20 protein-coding genes are annotated in these 19,668 nt (G+C 41.6%); 15 read left to right on the top strand and 5 right to left on the bottom strand.

Annotation, left to right across the window (positions count from 1 at the left end; genetic code table 11):
- Positions 1-20: 20 nt before the first annotated feature.
- The 3 genes from COJ96_RS21425 to COJ96_RS21415 all read left to right on the top strand — a co-directional run bounded on the left by COJ96_RS21425 (position 21) and on the right by COJ96_RS21415 (position 4,076).
- Positions 21-2,210, top strand: coding sequence for an alpha-galactosidase (locus COJ96_RS21425; protein WP_098575819.1), 2,190 nt, complete (start codon positions 21-23; stop codon positions 2,208-2,210).
- A gap of 96 nt (positions 2,211-2,306) precedes the next feature.
- On the top strand, positions 2,307-3,794 hold the full coding sequence (locus tag COJ96_RS21420) for a glycoside hydrolase family 32 protein (protein ID WP_098575818.1): 1,488 nt from the start codon (positions 2,307-2,309) through the stop codon (positions 3,792-3,794).
- Between the two features lie 12 nt (positions 3,795-3,806).
- Positions 3,807-4,076, top strand: a complete 270-nt coding sequence (locus COJ96_RS21415; RefSeq protein WP_098575817.1) for a SemiSWEET transporter — start codon at positions 3,807-3,809, stop codon at positions 4,074-4,076.
- Positions 4,077-4,133: 57 nt separating this feature from the next.
- On the opposite strand, the gene COJ96_RS21410 is transcribed toward COJ96_RS21415, so the two are convergent.
- The 3 genes from COJ96_RS21410 to COJ96_RS21400 form a co-directional block, all read right to left on the bottom strand.
- The gene (locus tag COJ96_RS21410) at positions 4,134-4,523 is read right to left on the bottom strand and encodes a YuzC family spore coat inner layer protein (RefSeq protein WP_098575816.1); all 390 of its coding nucleotides are present in this window, start codon (positions 4,521-4,523) and stop codon (positions 4,134-4,136) included.
- Between the two features lie 124 nt (positions 4,524-4,647).
- Positions 4,648-5,526: a LiaG family protein gene (liaG, locus tag COJ96_RS21405; RefSeq protein ID WP_373561735.1), complete on the bottom strand. Its 879-nt coding sequence runs from the start codon at positions 5,524-5,526 to the stop codon at positions 4,648-4,650.
- A gap of 145 nt (positions 5,527-5,671) precedes the next feature.
- Entirely contained in the window at positions 5,672-6,634 is a 963-nt protein-coding gene (locus COJ96_RS21400; RefSeq protein WP_251459389.1) for a DMT family transporter, read from the bottom strand.
- Between the two features lie 228 nt (positions 6,635-6,862).
- Between COJ96_RS21400 and COJ96_RS21395 the strand changes: the two genes are divergently transcribed.
- A complete protein-coding gene (locus COJ96_RS21395; protein WP_098575815.1) occupies positions 6,863-7,831 on the top strand; it encodes a bile acid:sodium symporter family protein in 969 nt (322 codons plus the stop codon).
- A 53-nt stretch (positions 7,832-7,884) separates the two neighbouring features.
- On the opposite strand, the gene ade is transcribed toward COJ96_RS21395, so the two are convergent.
- Both ade and COJ96_RS21385 read right to left on the bottom strand, forming a co-directional pair.
- On the bottom strand, positions 7,885-9,630 hold the full coding sequence (gene ade / locus COJ96_RS21390) for an adenine deaminase (RefSeq protein WP_098575814.1): 1,746 nt from the start codon (positions 9,628-9,630) through the stop codon (positions 7,885-7,887).
- A 23-nt stretch (positions 9,631-9,653) separates the two neighbouring features.
- Entirely contained in the window at positions 9,654-10,124 is a 471-nt protein-coding gene (locus COJ96_RS21385) for a nucleoside deaminase (RefSeq protein WP_098575813.1), read from the bottom strand.
- A 429-nt stretch (positions 10,125-10,553) separates the two neighbouring features.
- Here COJ96_RS21385 and COJ96_RS21380 point away from each other — a divergent pair, with 429 nt between their 5' ends.
- Genes COJ96_RS21380 through COJ96_RS21330 form a run of 11 tightly spaced genes read left to right on the top strand, consistent with a single transcriptional unit; the run spans position 10,554 to position 19,653 of the window.
- Positions 10,554-11,612, top strand: coding sequence for an XdhC family protein (locus COJ96_RS21380; RefSeq protein ID WP_098575812.1), 1,059 nt, complete (start codon positions 10,554-10,556; stop codon positions 11,610-11,612).
- Between the two features lie 56 nt (positions 11,613-11,668).
- Positions 11,669-12,178, top strand: coding sequence for a 2-oxo-4-hydroxy-4-carboxy-5-ureidoimidazoline decarboxylase (gene uraD / locus COJ96_RS29360; protein ID WP_257148583.1), 510 nt, complete (start codon positions 11,669-11,671; stop codon positions 12,176-12,178).
- A 13-nt stretch (positions 12,179-12,191) separates the two neighbouring features.
- The gene (pucL, locus tag COJ96_RS21370) at positions 12,192-13,145 is read left to right on the top strand and encodes a factor-independent urate hydroxylase (RefSeq protein WP_098575811.1); all 954 of its coding nucleotides are present in this window, start codon (positions 12,192-12,194) and stop codon (positions 13,143-13,145) included.
- Entirely contained in the window at positions 13,142-13,501 is a 360-nt protein-coding gene (gene uraH, locus COJ96_RS21365) for a hydroxyisourate hydrolase (protein WP_098575810.1), read from the top strand. Before pucL ends, uraH begins: the two co-directional genes overlap by 4 nt.
- An 11-nt stretch (positions 13,502-13,512) precedes the next feature.
- On the top strand, positions 13,513-14,871 hold the full coding sequence (gene allB / locus COJ96_RS21360; RefSeq protein WP_098575809.1) for an allantoinase AllB: 1,359 nt from the start codon (positions 13,513-13,515) through the stop codon (positions 14,869-14,871).
- A gap of 17 nt (positions 14,872-14,888) precedes the next feature.
- Positions 14,889-16,163 carry an ArgE/DapE family deacylase gene (locus tag COJ96_RS21355; protein WP_098575808.1) on the top strand — a complete coding sequence of 425 codons (1,275 nt, stop codon included), beginning with the start codon at positions 14,889-14,891 and terminating at the stop codon, positions 16,161-16,163.
- Positions 16,144-16,446 carry an urease subunit gamma gene (locus tag COJ96_RS21350; RefSeq protein ID WP_098575807.1) on the top strand — a complete coding sequence of 101 codons (303 nt, stop codon included), beginning with the start codon at positions 16,144-16,146 and terminating at the stop codon, positions 16,444-16,446. The genes COJ96_RS21355 and COJ96_RS21350 overlap by 20 nt, the downstream gene beginning before the upstream one ends.
- Positions 16,447-16,478: 32 nt before the next feature.
- Entirely contained in the window at positions 16,479-16,808 is a 330-nt protein-coding gene (locus COJ96_RS21345) for an urease subunit beta (protein WP_098575806.1), read from the top strand.
- Positions 16,805-18,517 (top strand): urease subunit alpha, encoded by a 1,713-nt coding sequence (gene ureC / locus COJ96_RS21340; protein ID WP_098575805.1) that lies wholly within the window; start codon positions 16,805-16,807, stop codon positions 18,515-18,517. Before COJ96_RS21345 ends, ureC begins: the two co-directional genes overlap by 4 nt.
- 10 nt (positions 18,518-18,527) lie before the next feature.
- Positions 18,528-18,974 carry an urease accessory protein UreE gene (gene ureE / locus COJ96_RS21335; RefSeq protein ID WP_098575804.1) on the top strand — a complete coding sequence of 149 codons (447 nt, stop codon included), beginning with the start codon at positions 18,528-18,530 and terminating at the stop codon, positions 18,972-18,974.
- Complete coding sequence (locus COJ96_RS21330; protein ID WP_098575803.1) at positions 18,967-19,653, top strand: urease accessory protein UreF; 687 nt, start codon at positions 18,967-18,969, stop codon at positions 19,651-19,653. Before ureE ends, COJ96_RS21330 begins: the two co-directional genes overlap by 8 nt.
- The last annotated feature ends 15 nt before the right edge of the window (positions 19,654-19,668 follow it).

The following is a 19,668-nucleotide window of genomic DNA, read 5'->3' as shown; positions in this document are numbered from 1 at the left end:
CTTAGGAGTTGTATTTTTTTATGGGAATTCAATTTGATTCTAAAAATAAAACCTTTCATTTGCAGGCAAAAGATACTAGTTATGTAATGGAAATTGTTCGTGACGGATACTTGCTTCATCTATACTGGGGTAAAAAAATAAACAAATATCGTCATTCAAATCCATTACAGCTTTTAGACCGTGGTTTCTCTGGAAATCCGTATAAAGAAGACAGAACCTTTTCATTAGATACTCTTCCTCAGGAATATCCGCAGTATGGGAATACCGATTATCGGAAACCAGCATATCAAGTGCAGTTAGACAATGGTTCAACTGTATCGGATTTAAGGTATGCGTCCCATACGATTTTTAAAGGAAAGGCTCCGTTAGATGGGCTTCCTGCGACATATGTTGAAGACGAGGATGAGGCAGAAACGCTTGAAATTACTATGGAGGATAGCTTCATCGGCTTAAAAGTGATCTTAAGCTATACCGTTTTCGAGCAACTTAATGCCATTACGCGTTCGGTACGATTTATTAATGATGGAGCAGAGTCATTAAAGCTGTTAAGTGCTCAAAGTCTTAGCGTTGATTTTAGGGATGCCGATTTTGAGTTTTTACATCTGCATGGAGCGCATGTAAAGGAAAGGCATATTGAAAGGCAGCAGTTGCGTCATGGCATCCAGTCCGTTGAAAGCACAAGAGGGGCAAGCAGCCATCAGCATAATCCGTTTATAGCTCTATTAAGGAAAGGGACAACGGAAGATACTGGCGAAGTATATGCTTTTAACTTTGTGTACAGCGGTAATTTCCTTGCACAGGTGGAAGTGGACCAATTTAATAATACAAGAGTCACAATGGGAATAAATCCTTTTGATTTTAGCTGGAAGCTTGCACCAGGTGAAGATTTTCAAACACCGGAAGCTGTTATGGTGTATTCATCAGAAGGTCTCGGAAGTATGTCAAGAACCTTTCATGAGTTGTACGGTTCCCGCCTTGTAAGAGGCGTTTTCCGGGATAAAGAGCGACCTGTTTTAGTAAACAACTGGGAAGCAACTTATTTTGATTTTACTGCTGAAAAGATTATGGATATTGCCGAAGTTGGCCGTGAATTAGGGATTGAATTATTTGTCTTAGATGACGGATGGTTTGGCAAGAGAAACAATGATACTACTTCGTTAGGTGATTGGTTCGTGGATCGCCAAAAGCTGCCCGAAGGCTTGGATAATCTCGCTCTTCGGGTCAAAGAAATGGGAATGGATTTTGGGCTTTGGTTTGAACCGGAGATGATTTCTGTTGATAGCGATCTATACCGAGAACATCCAGATTGGTGCTTGCATGTACCTGGACGAAATCGTTCGGAGAGCCGTAATCAGCTAATATTGGATTTTTCAAGGGAAGATGTTTGCTATGAAATGATTAAAAGAATTAGTAATATTTTAGCAAGTGTACCAATTTCCTATGTGAAATGGGATATGAACCGCCATATGACCGAAATCGGTTCGGCTGCTCTTCCTCCTGAAAGACAAAGAGAGACAGCGCACCGTTATATGCTGGGATTATATAAAGTGATGGAATCTATCACTTCTTCCTTCCCGCATGTTTTATTTGAAAGCTGCTCGGGTGGAGGAGGCAGATTTGATCCGGGAATGCTCTATTACATGCCGCAAACATGGACAAGTGACAATACAGATGCAGTCTCACGGCTAAAGATTCAATACGGCACGAGTCTTGTTTACCCGATCGTTACCATAGGTGCACATGTATCGGCGGTACCAAACCATCAGGTTCATCGAAGTCCTTCTTTAGAAATGCGCGGAGATGTTGCAATGTCTGGAAATTTAGGCTATGAGCTTGATTTAACCAAACTAACTGAAGATGAAAAGGAAATCGTCAAAAAGCAAATTTCCCACTATAAGGAAATTCGCCAATTAATTCAGTTTGGTGATTTTTATCGATTGCAAAGTCCTTTTGATGGAAATGAAACGGCATGGCTTTTCACGACTAAGGACAAGACAGAAGCAATCGTATACTATTTCCGGGTTTTGGCTGAGCCAGCTGCACCAACAACAGTATTAAGACTGAAGGGAATCGATATTACGAAACAATATCAAGTTGTCGGTAGTGAAAAGGTATTTGGCGGGGATGAACTTTCTTATGTTGGACTCTCTATACCGGTAGAAATAAAGGGAGACTTCCAAAGCTTTGTTTGGCATTTGAAGGAGTTATAGAATAATAGATGACTAGTAAAAGATAACGATGAAAAGCAATTGAATTTAATCGCTTCATCGTTTTTCTTTTTGCTGATAAAAAAGTGAGGGATATTCATGGTACAGGAACATCAACAACGTTTGGCAAAAGCACAGGCTACTATTCAGGAGGCAAGTAAAAACGTAAAAAATACTCCATTTCGCCTTGGCTATCATATTATGGCTCCAGCAAACTGGATTAATGACCCTAATGGAGTAATTCAGTGGAACGGGGAGTACCACGTGTTCTTCCAGCATCATCCATACAGCGCAAAAGGCGGTCCGATTCACTGGGGACATGTGAAAAGTAAGGACTTGGTGTATTGGGAGCATCTCCCGATAGCATTGGCCCCAGGTGAAGAGTATGACAAAAGTGGATGTTTTTCCGGCAGTGCAGTTGACAATAATGGAAAATTAACATTGATTTACACTGGCCACGTTACCTTGAACGAGGAAACAGATGAATTTATCGAATATCAGTGCATTGCGGAAAGTATCGATGGTGTCCATTTTGAAAAACATTCAAGCAATCCTGTGATTGCGGAACCTCCTAGCGAAGGCTCGCCCCATTTTCGTGATCCAAAGGTCTGGAAGCAAGAGGATAAATGGTATATGGTAATCGGAAGTCAAAAGGATAACCTCGGAAGAGTCGTTTTATATGAATCTAACGATTTAATTTCTTGGGAATATCAAGGTGTCTTAGCAGAGAGTACAGGCAAACTTGGTTATATGTTTGAATGTCCTGATTTCATTGAATTGGACGGAAAACATATTCTTCTCTTTTCACCACAGGGAGTTGAACCTGAGGGAGATCAATACCAGAACTTATACCAAAATGGTTGTTTAATTGGGGAGTTTGATTATAATTCTAAGAAATTCTCTCACGGTGAATTTTTGGAATTGGATAAAGGGTTCGATTTTTATGCAGGTCAATCTTTTCTAGATGACAAAGGAAGAAGAATTGTGATTGGTTGGATGGATATGTGGGAATCACATATGCCCGAGCAAGAGCACGGTTGGGCAGGAGCATTGACCATCCCTCGTGAATTGAAATTCAATGAAAATGGCAACTTATCTATGGTCCCTATTGAAGAGTTGCTGAAGATACGGAATGAATACATTTATGTACCAGAAACCACCATTTCAGAGAAAATAATTTTGAAACAAATTCAGGGTGAATGCCTAGAAATTATTGCTGAGTTTTCTCTGAAGGAATGTTCTGCTGAAAAGTTTGGTATCCGTGTTCGATGTTCCCAGGATGGGCGAGAAAAAACTTCTGTAATATATGATGTAAAAGAAGATAAAATTTGTGTTGACCGCAATTACTCGGGTAAAGGAGAAGGCGGAATAAGAACAAGCGTTGTACCTGGAAACCATGAATCTATTAAACTCCACCTATTTATTGACAGGTCATCATTGGAGTTGTTTGTAAATAATGGAGAAACAGTAATGACATCACGCATTTATCCTGACCCGTTAAGTACTTCTGTAGAATTATTTAGTGAGGGAGGAGCAGCCAAATTAATTAAATTAGAATCATGGACATTAAAGGATATATGGCTTTAAGGAGACAAAAGAATGCAACAACTCATACCAATTTTCGGCTATGCTGCAGCTATTTTAACCACCCTTTCATTCCTGCCACAGGCAATTAAAACTATTAAAGAGAAAAATACCGAAGGAATATCCTTAGTCATGTACAGTTTGTTCACAAGTGGAGTTTTTCTGTGGCTGGTGTATGGGCTATTTGTGAAAGATATTCCAATCATTGTTGCTAACTCTATTACGTTAATTTTAGCTGTAACGATATTAGTGTTAAAAATTAAATATAGTGCAATTGCAAAGTAAAAAAAGTTGTGGTATCCGCTTGTGATGGGGATACCACTTTTTTTGATAAATATTTATTTACTTCCCCCATTTCATCGACACTTTTAACGTGCAGCAACTTTCAGGATTGTTTGGATGCGGTGAAGCGTAGAGTTCGAATTGGACGCCAGATGGTGTAAAGCTAGTTTCAACAGGTACTTTTAATCCAACGGAACTAATTAAATGATCAACTTCCGCTTTTTTCCCTTGCTGGGCTGCACTCATCATTTTCCGAGCGAAGCCAACGTCCCCTAAGCGATCTAACAAAATACTCCCTTGGTCCATTAATAGTCGAAATGACTTGACGGAGCCCTCAAATATTTTTACATCTACTGGCGGATAACTCCTTGGATACGGGTGAAATACGATGTGAGGCGGGTATGCAGACAATGGAGGGTAGATTGGATATTGGCAGGGATAGTAATACATGGTAACTCTCCTTCCATATTTAAAACGCAAGCCAGAATAAGATATGATATTTTTCGGATTATGGTTCCTTTAAGCAATAAAATAAAAAAACGCATGAATTCACACATCCACGCGCTTTTGAAACTTAACGGATTGTAATATCGCCGCTTGACACATCCAGGTCTATTTTGTATTTACCAGAGCCATGAATTCCTTCGATGCTTCTTTTCTTAATGTTTTTTGATGTCAATGGCAGTTCACAAATGATATCCCCACTGGCAACGTCTCCGTCTAAGGTGAAATCCGCATTGTTAGGAAGGTCTAACTTTACATCTCCGGAACTGACTTCAATATCAATTGAATCTGTCAGTTGATCTACTTGAAAATCAAGTTCCCCAGAGGAAACATTCGCTTGAATGGCACCGGTATATTCCTTCACATCCAGGCTGCCAGAACTTACATCAAACGATCCAGTTTCTGTTTGTAGTGATTTAATATCTACATCTCCTGACGCTACATTTTGTTCAAAATGGTTGATGTTCATGTTCTTTAGATCCATATTGCCTGAACCAATATCAACCGTTAATTCATCAAGATTTATCGGGTTATTTTTGGATTTTCCTGAAAAACTTACATTACCCGAACCTAAACTGATGCGCATGTCACGGTGATAATCTTCTGGGATATAAATTACTAATTTCTTCTTTTTTGAGAAAGGAGACCAGTCGAACCAACCAAATCCCTTATGTTTGACTGAAACCTCGATGGTGTCGCCGTGCTCTCTAACGGTTAGCTTATCATTGCCGTTGTAGATGGCTTTCACATCTTTCCGATCCTCTGGAATAATTGTTGTACTTACACTGGAAATATCTACTTCAATAACATCAATATCCTTGGTCATTGCTGCCTCTGTGGTTTTATTATCTGTTTTACTAAACCAATCAAACGCAGAAACTTGATTATAGAGAATATATAATCCGGTGATCACCAATAACAGAAAGATAATTCTTTTCACTTTTCCCATCCCCTTTTCCTTACATCTTCTAGTTAAGGATAAGAAATCCTCTCGCTATCCTCAATGAACCAGAGATTTATTTTATTCTAGGACTTGAGGTGTATTGGGTTTGAGTTTTTTGTGGATAAAAAAAGTGACTCAAGCTTGAGCCACATTAATGCAAGTCCTTTACTTTATTCAAATATAATTGATTCTTTTTGTGCTTGGATTGAGATAGGAACTCCTCAAACGCACCAGATCCAAATAAAACACCTGCAAGTATGAAAATAAAACCAAATATTTGCGATGCCGTAATCTGCTCGTCGAGAAAAATAACGGCACCAATCAAGGCGAAAAACGGGTTGAAATTGATAAAAATAGCCGATTCAGCTACACCCACTTTACCGATGGCATTATTGTAAATCATATGACCAAGAGCCGTGGCAATAATAGCGGAAGCAAAAAATATCATCCAAACGCTGACAGAACCATGAGAAATTTCTTTCAGCCCATTTGGTTCTGTAAAACGGCTAATGATAAATAAGATGACAGAACCAATCACTAGCATATAACCTGTCATCAAACGTGGATCCAGAGTTTCGGAACATTTTTTAATTAAACTAAAACTAAATGCTTGAGCGAATATTGCCAGGAACACATAAATATCTCCACTGGAAACTGTACTTACTCCAGCATTTCCAAATAACACAATAAACGTAACACCCATAAAACCCATTATGATTCCCAACAATCGAATCAACGTGATCCTAGTTCCTAATAAGAAAAAGGCAACAATTGTCGTGAGCAAGGGACCAAGTCCTAAAATAAGACCCCCGTTTGTTGCAGAAGTCTTTAATAACCCAAGTGACAAAAAGAAATGGTGGCATACCACGTTAAAAAGACATGCGAAAAAAATATACCGAAACTCTTTTCTTGAGGGCAGCCTGACTTTCTTAAAAAAACCAAGGATGATAAATACACAGATGCCCGCTGTGAATACCCTTAGTGCAGTAATGGTCTCTGGCATAAAGGCCGTAACAATGATTTTCGTCGCAATGACATTCAGCCCCCATGTGGCCATTACAAATACTAATAGCATGTATATCTGATATTTTTGCGCTTTTGCCAACTGTTTCACTTCTTTCTCATTTCAATTACAATGTAAATAGATTGCAATTATTATACATCTTTAGTAGATGTTTGACATGTATATTTTTTCGTATTTCGAAAGAATTTAAGATTACTTGATTTAGGATGAAGAGAAATTGTGGTATTCTTTATAATTATATAGTAACTGTTCTAGAGGGACTTACTGCTTGGAAGGCAAATGTAAGTTGCTTCACAAATAAATAGGGAGACTCTCAACATGTTGCAAAAGATAAATAAACAACTAGAAAGAATTATGCCATTAATCACTCCGGTTAGTGTATTGACTGGAGTAATATTCAGTATCTATCTAAAGGACTTTTCTTACTTAATTCCATGGATTTTTGCATTTATGACCTTCGCAGGAAGTTTAAGTTCCAATTTCCATTCGTTAAAAGAGGTAATTATTCATCCATTCCCCATTTTTATTGCGATGTTAATCCTCCATATTCTTATGCCGATATGGGCTTGGAGTGTAGGTCATGTCGTTTTTTCTGGTGATATATATACGATTACAGGACTAATTCTAGGAATGGTCATCCCGACAGGGGTCACAAGCTTCATTTGGGTGGCCATTTACAAAGGGAATATTCCGCTGGTCTTATCGATTATTTTAATCGATACCTTGCTTTCACCCATTATTGTTCCTTATTCGCTATCGTTATTTATGGGTGAAACCATTGAGATGGACTATATCAGTATTATGAAGGGACTATTGGGAATGGTCGTTATCCCCTCGCTGATAGGTATGTATTTAAACCAAGTGACCAAGGGGAAAATTAAAGACCAATTGGGAACACGCCTTGCTCCCTTTTCAAAAATATGCCTGGGTTTTGTGGTCATGCTTAATGGAGCAGTTGTAGCACCATACTTAAAAAATATTAATCTTAAATTAGTTAGCATTACGTTGACCGTCTTTTTGATTGCATTGACTGGATACTTGTTTTCGTTTTTAATAGGGAAATTTTTTAAAGGTGGACGCGCCAACATTATTTCGCTAACTTTCACTGGCGGAATGAGAAATATTAGTGCAGGTGCAGTGATCGCTGTTGCCTATTTCCCAGCCGCAGTAGCGGTGCCAGTGGTTGTCGGCATGCTATTTCAGCAGGTCCTTGCTTCCTTAAATGGTCATTTTCTCAATAGGTATTATAATAGAAAAATTAAAAATCAGGATTCTGTTGCTCTATAAGGGCAAATACACCAAAACATCCTCTCAGCCCAAATGGCAAGAGGATGTTTTTTTTACACTTCATTTGCATCAAGATCGATATGTTTAAATTTACTGACTAGAAACAACCCCTTATCTGTAAGTTTTAATTCTGGTATGACCGGGAGTGCTAAAAAAGATAAGGTTAGAAACGGGTTAAAGTGATGATTTGCTCCCAGTTTTTGAAGAGCAAGATTGATTTCTTTAAGACCAGAATACACCTCTTGATATGGCCGATCGGACATTAAACCCGCAATGGATAGTTCCAATGAAGCAATGACCTCTCCTTGGTTGACAACGACCAGACCGCCTTGCATTTCTTTGATCGCCTTTGTGGCCATTACCATATCATCATCTGTCGTTCCTGCAATAATAAGATTATGAGAATCATGGGCGATGGTTGTGGCAATGGCACCGGATTTTAGCCCCAATCCTTTAACAATACCTAAACCGATTTGATTTTTTAGGTGATGGCGTTCAATTACGGCTAGCTTTAATTGGTCATTGGTTATAGAAGTTTGAAAGAACCCGCCATCATTCTTTTCAACCTTTTCAATCAGATGACGAGTTACTAGACTATTTGGAATAATTTCAATGATATTTGCTTTGTTCGTTCTTAAAGGAATATGGAAATGCTTTTCTGTTAGCTCATGGTAACGAACTGAATTTCTCAATCGCTCTGTTTCAACGAAAGTTTGGGTGTTTAAATCCATAGTCAGTTGACCATTATTGACAACAGCCTTCCCATCTTTAAAAACAGTTCTAATATTAATTTTATTCATGTCATCAAACAGGAAGAAATCAGCTTTGTATCCGGGGGCAATCGCTCCTTTATTTTCGAGTCCAAAGCATTCGGCTGCATTGATGGTGGCCATTTGAAAGGCGGTAATAGGTGAGAGGCCTGTGGCGATAGCAAGTCTCACGTTGTAATCGATGCTTCCATCATGAACAAGATCGTCTAAATGTTTATCATCGGTGACAAATAAGCATCTTCTGGCATTACGCTCATTGACGATTGTTATCAATTGTTGCAAGTCCTTAGCCACTGTCCCTTCGCGAATCATTAAATACATTCCTCTTTGGAGACGTTCTTTTGCTTCCGCGGCTGTTGTACTTTCATGATCGGTTCGAATCCCAGCAGCCATATAAACATTAATATCATTGGCTGATAAGCCTGCCGCATGGCCGTCAATTTTTTTACCGAATTGTTTAGCTTGTAAGATTTTTTCAAGCATTTCCTGTTCTGCCTTTAAGACTGCCGGGAAATTCATGACTTCAGCTAGTCCTAGTACGCGCGGCTCGAGATAAAACGGTTTAAGGTCCGCGGCATTGAGAGTAGCACCGGAAGTTTCAAATTCGGTTGCTGGAACACAGGAAGGAAGCATAAAGAAAAAGTCAAACGGTAGATGTTCCGAGGAATCAAGCATGTACTGTATTCCGTCCGTTCCTAATACGTTGGCAATTTCATGGGGGTCGGCAACAACTGTAGTCACCCCGTGCGGAAGGAGAACCTTTGCAAACTCCTTTGGCGTGATCATTGAGGATTCAATGTGTACATGACCATCGATAAAAGCAGGGGAAATATATAGCCCCTTCGCATCAATCATCTTTTTTCCCTCATATTCACCGATTCCAGCAAAATATCCATCCACGATCGCAAGGTCCCCTTCAATAATCTCCCCTGTAAAAACGTCAATAATTTTTCCGTTTTTAATAACAGTATCAGCTGGCTCTCTTTTGGAGGATACAGAGATTCGTTTAATTAATTGTTTTCTCTCCATAGGACAACATCCTTTTTGTCAAATTAATATTCCACTTTATCTTGTGCATTCTCCCATGTTCTAAAAGGTAAGTCTCCATCTGTTGGAAAGATTTTTATCATCGGTATTTTTCGATTTTCGACGGGCAGGGATAGCTGTTCATAAATAAATTGATCATCAAATCCAATCTTTGCTGCCTCTTGTTTCGTGCAGGCATAATAAACAGCCTTAGGCCTAGCCCAGTATATGGCACCGATACACATCGGACAAGGCTCACAGCTGGTATAAATCTCACAGTCGTTCAACTGAAAGTCATTTAAATTACGGCAGGCATCTCGAATCGCTTGTACTTCTGCATGGGCAGTAGGGTCATTTGTCCCAGTCACTTGATTTCGGCCCACACCAACAATCTTTCCATCCTTGACGACGACCGCCCCGAATGGACCCCCTTGTTTCGTCAATACATTATTTAAGGCGAGCTCAATCGCCTTTTCCATAAAGAGAGTATCCGTCATACTAACACTCCATTCTATTTTTCAATTGGTCTATTAAATTACTTCCACATGTGATGCATTACCGGGAGATTAGGAGGAAGTTGCGAGTACTAAAATGTTAACTGTGAAATGAGTGAATTTACTTAACATACATTATTCACTATGGTGCTCACAAATGCTCCATTGTTGAAAGGATTTCTGACATGATTTTTAAATAATGTGATGCACAAACCATAAAATTTCCATGTGAGATTTTATAACATCAGTGTAGATACTAGATCCCCTTTTGGATATTATGGTGAAAAAAGATGACATGGACTTTGTTCTTTATGTTCGGCAATCTACTTAAAACTACCTGGTCAGTAGAAAATTGAAAAAGAACATGGGTGTATTTTGGGAGGTCTATCAATATATATAGTGTTAGAAACTAGGAAAGAATAGGGGGCCAAGATGGAAGGGATTCATGAAATCTTAAACGCCTTATTTTCTGATTCTTATCATGAAGGCGATTGTTTAGCAACCATCATTCATGTAAAAGGATCCGCCTATCGTAAAGAAGGTACATCCATGTTGTTACGAAGTGACGGGACAAAGGTTGGTATGTTAAGTGCTGGTTGTTTAGAAACAGACTTATCCTATCGCGCTCAAGAAGCAAGGGATGAAGGGAAAGTAAAATCTGTCATTTATGATATGCGGGAGGAGGACGATTTATCGTGGGGCCAGGGTGCAGGCTGTAACGGGGTCATCCATGTGCTTCTTGAACCTGTCGATGCCTTTCTACGTGACCACCTTTATAAGCTAAAGTTCCATTTGGACAATGGCCATCGAGTCACGATGATTAAAAAAATGACCGAGGAAAATTCGGTTTCTGACTATTTATTTTTGTCAGATGATCAACATTATTTTGGAAAATGGCATGGAAGGGTACTAAATGAGGCTAAAAGTCTATTAAACGAAATTCATCAAAACTTTCCGAAAAGCGGGATCAGATATTTTGCGGAACTATCATCAAATGTTTATATTCATTCGTTTGAACCGAAACCTCGACTAGTTGTTTTTGGTGCTGGCGCTGATGCCGTGCCATTGGTAAAAGTGGCCTCGCAGACAGGATTTTCAGTAATTGTTTCCGATTGGCGTTCTGCTTTGTGTAATGTAGATTACTTTCCAGATGCGGATGGATGGCTAGTTGGAAATCCTCATGAGACGATTCCACTGCTTCATTTGACTCGTTCTGATTCAGTCTTGGTCCTTACGCATCAATTTCAAAAGGATCAGGAGATATTGGATCATTTAAAAGGGAAGGACTTAATGTATTTAGGCGTTCTTGGACCAAGGATAAGAACACAACGTCTTCTTGAGGGACTGACAATCCCTCAGGAAATTAACAGTCCTGCCGGTCTTTCTATTGGAGCAGAGGGGGCGGAGGAGATTGCTATCAGTATCGTTGCTGAACTAATACAAAAGCAACGGAGTAAGAGGAAGCAAAAGGCGATTACCTTTGAACGATAACGGGGTCATCGCAGTCTGTCAGGACTATGAAATTCTGAAGGGGGTGAGCACGAGTAGTGAATAACAAGCCGCGGCTTTCAATCGACGCCGTAAATCAAATGAACAAAGAAGAGTTTGTGAGTGGAGTAGGATGGGTGTTTGAGCACTCTCCATGGGTGGCAAGGGTGGCATGGGAAAGTCTGCCCTGCAATTCTCGTGAGGAACTTTTACAAAGAATGGTGACGGTTGTAAAAAATGCAGAAGAAGCTGTGCAATTGGCACTGCTACGGGCACATCCGGATCTCGGGACTAAATTGATCATTTCAGAGGTTTCACAAAAGGAGCAAGCAGGCGTCGGGCTAGACCGGTTAACTAAGGATGAACATAGGGAGTTTATGTCACTAAATCAAAGGTATGTTGAACAATTTGGCTTTCCGTTTATCATGGCGGTGAAGGGCCAAAACAAGGATACCATCCTTGCAGCAATGAAAGTACGTGTTGCTAATGCCTATGAGCAAGAATTCCTGACAGCCTTAAACGAGGTCTATAAAATTGTTGGTTTCCGCTTAACTGATCTTATTGAATAAAGGGGATGATGCTATGCAAAGAACGATGCGTTATGGAAAAGCAGATGTTTGGGTTTATCGTACTTACGCAGCCCCGCTTACAGCCGTCCGTCCGATTCCTGAATCAGCCTTTACGGGCCGAAGCAATATTTTGTTTGGAATGAACGTGAAGGTGGCAGTTGAGGGTGATGCTTTCTTATCATCATTTAAAGATGGCGATAATTCATTAGTGGTCGCAACTGATTCGATGAAAAATTTTATTCTAAAACATGCTGGCGATTATAAAGGTTCCACCCAAGAAGGGTTCCTAGAATTTGTCGCCCGTCGTTTCCTTGAAACGTATTCACATATGAGTGCAGTCGATATTTCAAGTGAACAAATCCCATTTGACGAACTTCCAGTGCCGACGAAGGATAGTTTTGAGCCGAGTCCATTAGTATTCCGCTATTCATTAAATGAGCAGTCTTTGGCGCAAGTGGAAGTGAAACGCTCTGGAGAAGGAATTATCACAACTGACCATCTCAGCAGTTTAAAGGGTCTTAAGCTTTTAAAGGTACGCGGCAGTTCCTTTTATGGATTTGTGCAAGATGAATATACAACACTTCCAGAATCCTTTGATCGACCACTGTTTATCTTTTTGAATATTGGGTGGCGGTATAACGATTTTGAAGAAGCGAAGGGCACTAAAGCAAATGGATATGTCGCCGCTGAGCAGGTAAGGGATATTGCTTATACGGTTTTTCATGAAGAAAATTCTCCCTCCATACAAAATCTTATCTATCGCATTGGCCTTCGTGTATTAGAGCGTTTTCCACAGTTAGTTGAGGTTCGCTTTGAATCCAACAATCGGACGTGGGAAACCGTTTTAGATGAAATTCCAGCCTCACAAGATGGAAAGGTATTTACCGAACCTCGTCCTCCATACGGGTTTCAATGTTTCTCAATGACACGTGATGATTTAGAAAATCCAGGGGATCTACCGAAATGACAGGAAAGTTAACTACTCACGTTCTGGATTTAAGTATTGGTAAGCCAGCAAATGGAGTGGTAGTGGAGTTATGGCAAGTTGATTCAGATAACCGATTTCAATTCATTTTGACATGCAACACAAATGAGGATGGGCGGGTTAACCAACCTCTCCTCGAAGGGAAAAATATGAAAAGAGGAATCTATGAACTTCGTTTTCATGTGGAAGATTATTTCCGTAGTCGCGGTACCTTACTCGGAGACCCTTCATTCCTAGATTGCGTTCCCGTTCGCTTTGGCATTTCTGATCCCGAATCCCACTATCATGTTCCATTGCTGATATCACCTGGCGGCTACAGTACGTATCGAGGGAGTTAAGGGGGCCTAAGATGAGAGAAATTTGGGTGAAGAATGGGCTTGTTTTTATCGAGGAGGGCTTTCGAGAGGTAAACATTCGAGTGGTTAATGGGCAGATTGATTCTTTTGTAAAAAGTGAAGCAGAACCATTGAAAGAGGAAGCGGATACGGTGATCGATGCAGGCGGCTGTCTAGTTGTTTCTGGCTTTATTGATGCCCATGTCCATTTCAATGATCCGGGAAGAACGGATTGGGAAGGGATCGAGACAGGCAGCCATGCTGCAGCAATCGGTGGTACTACGACGATTTTTGATATGCCGTTAAATTGTGCCCCCTCCATCATTAATAGTAAGAATTTACAAGATAAAAAGGACTACTTAACTTCTAAGTCATATGTTGATTATGCACTGTGGGGGGGATTAACAGAAACGAACATCACTGACCGAAAAGAGCTCTCTCAAATGAGTGCGGGGATTATTGCTTGGAAGGCATTTATGAGTGAGAGCGGGATTGAAGATTTCCCATTCATATCTCCGGATGGGTTGAAACAAGCCATGCAAGCAGCAAAAGAACATAACAAAATCCTCGCCCTCCATGCAGAATGGAATGAGGAGATTCATAAGTTGACAGATTTTTATAAACAAAGAGTGGGAATGAATGAACGAAGGGCCTTTCTCGCGAGCAGACCGGTATCAGCGGAAGAAAAAGCCGTTAATTATGCGCTAGAACTTGCTGCCAAATATGGAACCGCCCTTCATTTTGTGCATATTAGTTCGGCGAAAGTAATCGGACTGATCGAGCAGGCCAAAAGAAGCGGAATAGACGTCACCGTTGAAACCTGCCCGCATTATTTAATTTTTGATGAGGAGGATTTTCTAAAAAGTGGTGCCATCCTTAAATGTGCGCCGCCATTAAGACCGCGTGAAGAAGTAGAGGGACTTTGGGAATGCCTTGAAAGAGGGTGGATTGACACAATAGGGTCCGATCATTCGCCATGTCTTTATTCGATGAAAGCAACGGATTCCATTTGGGATGCGTGGGGAGGAATTCAGGGCGTTCAATTTACATGGCTTTCACTGCTTGATGAAGCCCTTAAACGGAAAATCAGCCTCAAACAAATTTTGCCATTAGGGACGTCGAATGTGGCAGAGAGGTTTGGAATTGCTGAACGAAAAGGGAGGATTCGGCCCGGCTCCGATGCGGACTTAGTGTTGATCCGTTTGGATGAATCAACGATTGTTGATAAACAGTCATTGGCCTTTAGAAATGCTTATTCACCCTATGAGGATAAGGAGTTTTTACTCAAAGTGAAGAAAACAATTTTACGAGGGAAAGTCATTTATGATGACCAATTAGGGGTGAGTAAAGGGAAGTTTGGTGTTTGTCTTTAGTAGAGGGGAGGAATTTGATGAATCAGGATAAGGAACGGTTAGTCCAATGGGTGGAGGAACACCAAGTAGAAATGATTGATTTTCTACAAAAGATCGTGCAAGTTCCTTCGGATAATCCTGCAGGCGACTGTTATCCAATTGCGGCCTTTTTATATCATCAGCTTCAAGAACTCGGATTTGAGGATGTTTCCCTTATAGATGTGGAGGAAGAGGCAGTGAAGGCGGATGGAATGATCAGTCTGGCCAATGTTCTCAGCCGCACGAAGTTTGGAAATGGAGAGGGAACAAATATAGCCTTAAATGCACATGGTGATGTTGTGCCGCCAGGGTTGGGCTGGAGTGTTGACCCCTATGGAGGGGAGATTATTAACGGTAAGATGTATGGCCGGGGTGTGGCTGTCTCCAAATCAGATATTGCGGCCTATTCCTATGCTGTTTTGGCCTTGAAACAGGCAAAAATCAGTCAGCAGCTGCACGGGGAAGTCAACCTTGCCTTTACTTTTGATGAAGAGACGGGCGGCGAATTAGGTCCGAAAAGGCTGCTTGACCAAGGGGATATTAAACCAGACCAAGCGATCGCCGCGGGCTTTACCTATTCAGCGGTGAATGCCCACAATGGCTGTTTGCATTTTGAAGTAAAAATAGTTGGAAAGTCTGCCCATGCTGCTTTGCCTCATACAGGAATTGATGCGCTTGAGGCGACGACTGAGATTTTGAAGCGTTTATATGAATACCGAAAGACTCTCGCTGCGAAAAAATCTACTGTACCCGGTATTGACCATCCTACCTTAGTTGTTGGTCTCATTTCGGGAGGCATTAACACGAATGTTGTCCCTGATGAATGTACGATTAGAGTCGACCGAAGATTGATTCCTGGCGAAGACGGCGCACAAGCGGAAGCGGAATTTAGAGGTGTGGTGGAAGAAGCTGTAAAGACGGTCCCGGGAATAAAAATTGAGATTCGGAAAATTCTCCATGCGGAAAGTTTCGGACCTGTTCCGGAAGATTCCCCACTGATTTCAGCTCTGTCTTCGAATTGGCAGTCCATTATGAAGGGCAAGGGTGAATTAGCCATTAACGGAGTACCGATTTATGCAGATGCCCGTCATTTTTATGAAAAAGGGATCCCAACGATCATGTTTGGTGTTGGACCTAAAGTGTTAGAAGAGGCCAACGGGCACCGGGCCGATGAACATATCCGCATCGAAGATTTGATTGATGCTGCGAAGATTATTGCCTGCACACTTTATGATTTACTGGGGGAGGAAAGCGATGAAATTAACTCAGCGTGAACAGGAAAAATTAATGATTGTTGTTGCTGCAGACCTGGCAAGGCGCCGCAAAGACCGAGGCTTAAAATTAAACTATCCTGAGGCGGTTGCCCTGATCACCTACGAAATTATCGAAGGGGCTAGAGATGGAAAATCGGTGGCAGAACTGATGAGTGAGGGGGCAAACATATTATCAAGTGAGGATGTGTTGGATGGGATCGCAGAGATGATTCACGATATTCAGGTAGAGGCAACGTTTCCAGATGGAACCAAGCTTGTCACTGTACATGAACCGATTCGCTAGATTTAGAGTGGTTTGGTTGGGGAGGAAAAGAAATGATTCCAGGAGAATATCGATTAAGACAAGATCCGATTATCTGTAACAAAGGGAGAACAGCTGTTACGGTCATGGTCCTCAATCAGGGTGACCGGCCGATTCAAATCGGCTCCCATTTTCATTTTTATGAAGTAAATAGTGCGCTCAAGTTTGACCGAGACCAAGCATTTGGCAAACATCTAAATATCCCTGCTGGCACGGCTGTCCGCTTTGAACCTGGCGATGCGAAAGAAATAGATCTCGTCCCCTTCGCTGGTCAGCGTGAAGTTTATGGCTTGAATAATAAAACGGATGGCCCATTGGACCAAGGAAGGAAGAACCCGTTATGAGCTTTCGAATGTCGAGAAAACAATATGCAGACATGTTTGGTCCTACAGCAGGCGACGCCATCCGGCTTGCGGACACCGATTTATTTATTGAAATAGAAAAGGATTTTACCGTTTATGGGGATGAAGTGAAATTTGGAGGTGGAAAAGTAATCCGTGATGGGATGGGGCAGCACCCGCTTGTGACACGAGCACAAGGAGCACTGGATACCGTCATTACCAACGCCATTATTTTGGATTATAGCGGGATCTATAAAGCCGATATTGGGATTCGAGATGGCAGAATCACTGGAATTGGAAAAAGTGGCAATCCTCTCTTAATGGAAGGCGTAGATCTCATCATCGGGGCTGCGACAGAGGTCATTGCCGGAGAAGGGATGATTGTAACAGCCGGCGGGATTGATGCCCATATCCATTTTATTAGTCCGCAGCAAATCGAAACAGCTCTGTCATCAGGGATAACCACCATGATTGGCGGCGGCACGGGTCCTGCAACGGGAACAAATGCAACCACTTGTACACCGGGTGAATGGAATATTCACCGGATGCTGGAGGCGGCGGAAGAGTTCCCTATGAACCTGGGATTCTTAGGGAAGGGTAATTCGTCTGCTGAGGATCCGTTAATTGAACAGATCAATGCGGGTGTGATTGGTCTTAAATTGCATGAAGATTGGGGGACGACCGCCTCAGCTATTGACCACTGCCTCAGAGTCGCGGACCAGTATGATATACAAGTTGCCATTCATACCGATACCTTAAATGAAGGCGGGTTTGTCGAGGATACTCTGGCAGCAATTAATGGCCGGGTCATCCATACATACCATACGGAAGGGGCAGGCGGCGGTCATGCTCCTGATATTATTAAGGTCGCGAGTTTCCCGTATATCCTTCCGTCATCCACCAATCCAACACGACCCTACACCAAAAATACCTTAGATGAGCATTTAGATATGCTAATGGTTTGTCATCACTTAGACCCCGAGGTGCCTGAAGATATTGCTTTTGCTGATTCGCGCATCAGAAAAGAAACGATTGCAGCAGAAGACATTCTCCACGATTTAGGCGTATTCAGCATGATTAGTTCCGATTCCCAGGCGATGGGCCGAGTAGGCGAAGTGATCACTCGTACCTGGCAAACAGCTGATAAAATGCGGAAGCAGCGCGGCAAGCTACCGGAAGACAAGGGAGCCTGCGACAACTTCCGTGCTAAGCGATACATTGCCAAATATACAATTAATCCAGCGATAACACACGGGATTGCAGAGGAAGTGGGGTCGGTGGAGGTGGGGAAATTGGCAGATCTCGTCATTTGGGATCCGGCATTTTTTGGCGTTAAACCTGAGATCGTCATCAAAGGCGGCATGATTGCGCATAGTTTGATGGGAGATCCCAATGCCTCCATTCCTACTCCGCAGCCTGTTCTGTATCGGCCCATGTTTGCTTCTTTCGGTAAAGCCAAGTACACCACATCAGTTACTTTCATGTCAAAAGCAGCGATTGAACTTGGGGTGCCTGAAAAGTTGGGACTAAAAAAACAAATCAAACCGGTACAGGGAATCCGCCAGCTATCAAAAAAGGATATGAAGCACAATGCGGAAATGCCAACCATTGAAGTCGATCCACAAACCTATGAAGTCATCGTCGATGGTAACCTTGTGACCTGTGAGCCAGCAGACGTATTGCCGATGGCCCAGCGCTATTTCTTATTTTAGGAGTGAGAGAATGATTATTGAAAAAGTAATTGGCAATGTGGAGGAAATCTCAACGACTGGACGCCATATCGAAAGAGTATATCTGGCGAGTGATGACTTAGTGAAGCGAATTCAGCGGGTGACAACGGACCATGGAAAAGAGGTTGGGATTCGTTTAAAGGAACCAAAAGACTTGATTGATGGCGATATATTATTCATGGATGACCGAAATATGATTGTCATCAGTGTCACCAGCGACGACTTGATTGTGATTCAGCCGACAAGTTTAAAGCAAATGGGGGAAATTGCTCATCAGTTGGGCAACCGCCATTTACCAGCGCAATTTGAAGGTGAGGTTATGCTCGTCCAATATGATTATCTCGTTCAGGAACTGCTCGACCAATTGGGTGTTCCGTACTCAAGAGAAGAGAGAAAGGTTAAAAAGGCTTTCCGCCATATCGGACACTCGCATGGATAATCAACTTTTGGCTTTACTGCAAATTGGCGATTCGAATTTTCCTTCAGGCGCATTTTCCCATTCATTTGGATTGGAGACGTATATCCAGGAAGAAACCGTCTATAGTAAGGAGACCTTTTTTGCATGGATTCGCATTTACTTAGAAAAACAATTGGCCTATACGGATGGACTTGCCTGCCGCATAACGTATGAAACCTTACTTCAAAATGATATGGAAGAGCTCTGGTTGCTTGATCAGAAACTGTTCATACAGAATATCCCCAAAGAAACACGGGAGGCAAACCGGCGGATAGGGGAACGATTGATTCGAATGGGGATTGATTTATATTCCATTCCATTATTAGAAGTGTATCTTAAGAAAATCCGAGCCAAGGAGGCGTTTGGCCACCCTGGAATTGCTTTTTCGATCATCTGTCACTACTTAGGTATTGAGAAAAGCCAGGGGATCTTGACTTTCCTTTATTCAAGTATGGTGACTCTTATTCAGAATGGCGTGCGCGGAATACCGCTTGGGCAGACGGCTGGTCAGCGTATTCTATTAGAACTGCAGCCTTTTTTATTGAAAACAACAGAAGAAATTGACCGTATCGATGTTGATGATTTTGGAGTTGTCGCTCCTGGCCTTGAAATTGCACAAATGCGCCACGAAAGACTACATACCCGATTGTTTATGTCCTAAATAACCATGAAAGAA

The organism is Bacillus sp. AFS073361 (assembly GCF_002567005.1).
Lineage (GTDB): Bacteria > Bacillota > Bacilli > Bacillales > Cytobacillaceae > Neobacillus.
Note: the sequence above shows the minus strand (reverse complement) of the source record. Positions and strands in the feature narration are given on the sequence as shown.

Coding starts and splice junctions, on each gene's coding strand:
- COJ96_RS21425 (WP_098575819.1), top strand. CDS start 21: ATGGGAATTCAATTTGATTCTAAAAATAAAACCTTTCATTTGCAGGCA.
- COJ96_RS21420 (WP_098575818.1), top strand. CDS start 2,307: ATGGTACAGGAACATCAACAACGTTTGGCAAAAGCACAGGCTACTATT.
- COJ96_RS21415 (WP_098575817.1), top strand. CDS start 3,807: ATGCAACAACTCATACCAATTTTCGGCTATGCTGCAGCTATTTTAACC.
- COJ96_RS21410 (WP_098575816.1), bottom strand. CDS start 4,523: ATGTATTACTATCCCTGCCAATATCCAATCTACCCTCCATTGTCTGCA.
- liaG (WP_373561735.1), bottom strand. CDS start 5,526: ATGGGAAAAGTGAAAAGAATTATCTTTCTGTTATTGGTGATCACCGGA.
- COJ96_RS21395 (WP_098575815.1), top strand. CDS start 6,863: ATGTTGCAAAAGATAAATAAACAACTAGAAAGAATTATGCCATTAATC.
- ade (WP_098575814.1), bottom strand. CDS start 9,630: ATGGAGAGAAAACAATTAATTAAACGAATCTCTGTATCCTCCAAAAGA.
- COJ96_RS21385 (WP_098575813.1), bottom strand. CDS start 10,124: ATGACGGATACTCTCTTTATGGAAAAGGCGATTGAGCTCGCCTTAAAT.
- COJ96_RS21380 (WP_098575812.1), top strand. CDS start 10,554: ATGGAAGGGATTCATGAAATCTTAAACGCCTTATTTTCTGATTCTTAT.
- pucL (WP_098575811.1), top strand. CDS start 12,192: ATGCAAAGAACGATGCGTTATGGAAAAGCAGATGTTTGGGTTTATCGT.
- uraH (WP_098575810.1), top strand. CDS start 13,142: ATGACAGGAAAGTTAACTACTCACGTTCTGGATTTAAGTATTGGTAAG.
- allB (WP_098575809.1), top strand. CDS start 13,513: ATGAGAGAAATTTGGGTGAAGAATGGGCTTGTTTTTATCGAGGAGGGC.
- COJ96_RS21355 (WP_098575808.1), top strand. CDS start 14,889: ATGAATCAGGATAAGGAACGGTTAGTCCAATGGGTGGAGGAACACCAA.
- COJ96_RS21350 (WP_098575807.1), top strand. CDS start 16,144: ATGAAATTAACTCAGCGTGAACAGGAAAAATTAATGATTGTTGTTGCT.
- COJ96_RS21345 (WP_098575806.1), top strand. CDS start 16,479: ATGATTCCAGGAGAATATCGATTAAGACAAGATCCGATTATCTGTAAC.
- ureC (WP_098575805.1), top strand. CDS start 16,805: ATGAGCTTTCGAATGTCGAGAAAACAATATGCAGACATGTTTGGTCCT.
- ureE (WP_098575804.1), top strand. CDS start 18,528: ATGATTATTGAAAAAGTAATTGGCAATGTGGAGGAAATCTCAACGACT.
- COJ96_RS21330 (WP_098575803.1), top strand. CDS start 18,967: ATGGATAATCAACTTTTGGCTTTACTGCAAATTGGCGATTCGAATTTT.